Source organism: Polaromonas sp. P3_B4, assembly GCF_056402835.1.
The window spans coordinates 1-1,182 of record NZ_JBFUGQ010000008.1; the positions used below are offsets into that span (position 1 = coordinate 1).

Below are 1,182 nucleotides of genomic sequence, written 5' to 3' on the forward strand. Positions count from 1 at the left end.
AAATTTGAGCGGACCAAGCCGCACGTCAACGTAGGCACGATTGGCCACGTGGACCATGGCAAGACGACGCTGACGGCGGCGATCACGACCGTTCTGGCATCCAAGTTCGGCGGCGAAGCCAAGGGCTACGACCAAATTGACGCGGCGCCCGAAGAAAAAGCGCGCGGCATCACCATCAACACCGCCCACGTCGAGTACGAAACGGCCAACCGCCACTACGCCCACGTCGACTGCCCAGGCCACGCCGACTATGTGAAGAACATGATCACCGGCGCCGCCCAGATGGACGGCGCTATTTTGGTGTGTTCGGCCGCTGACGGCCCCATGCCCCAGACCCGCGAGCACATCCTGCTGGCCCGCCAGGTGGGCGTGCCCTACATCATCGTGTTCCTGAACAAGTGCGACATGGTTGACGACGCTGAGCTGCTCGAACTCGTCGAAATGGAAGTGCGCGAGTTGCTCGACAAATACGATTTCCCCGGCGACAAGACCCCCATCATCCACGGCAGCGCCAAGCTCGCCATGGAAGGCGACAAGGGCCCCCTGGGCGAAGAAGCCATCATGAAGCTGGCCGAAGCGCTGGACACCTACATTCCCCTGCCAGAGCGCGCTGTTGACGGCGCCTTCCTGATGCCCGTGGAAGACGTGTTCTCCATCTCCGGCCGCGGCACCGTCGTGACCGGCCGTGTCGAGCGCGGTGTGATCAAGGTCGGCGAAGAAATCGAAATTGTCGGTATTGCCGACACGCAAAAGACCACCTGCACCGGCGTGGAAATGTTCCGCAAGCTGCTCGACCAGGGTCAAGCTGGCGACAACGTCGGTATCCTCTTGCGCGGCACCAAGCGCGAAGACGTCCAGCGCGGCCAGGTGCTGTGCAAGCCCGGCTCCATCAAGCCACACACGCACTTCACCGGCGAGATCTACGTTCTGAGCAAGGACGAAGGCGGCCGCCACACGCCATTCTTCAACAACTATCGCCCCCAGTTCTACTTCCGCACGACGGACGTGACCGGTGCGATCGAGTTGCCAGAAGGCAAGGAAATGGTCATGCCAGGCGATAACGTGTCGATCACCGTCAAGCTGATCAACCCGATCGCCATGGAAGAAGGCCTGCGCTTTGCCATCCGCGAAGGCGGCAAGACCGTCGGCGCCGGCGTCGTTGCCAAAATCATTGCGTAATTT

The 1,182-nt window shown here is 61.4% G+C and carries 1 protein-coding gene; it reads left to right on the top strand.

The window, feature by feature from the left end; all coding sequences use genetic code 11:
* On the top strand, window positions 1-1,179 hold a 1,179-nt coding region (gene tuf, locus AC1DVV_RS22910), incomplete at its 5' end, for an elongation factor Tu (RefSeq protein ID WP_477707266.1).
* Between the last annotated feature and the right edge of the window lie 3 nt (window positions 1,180-1,182).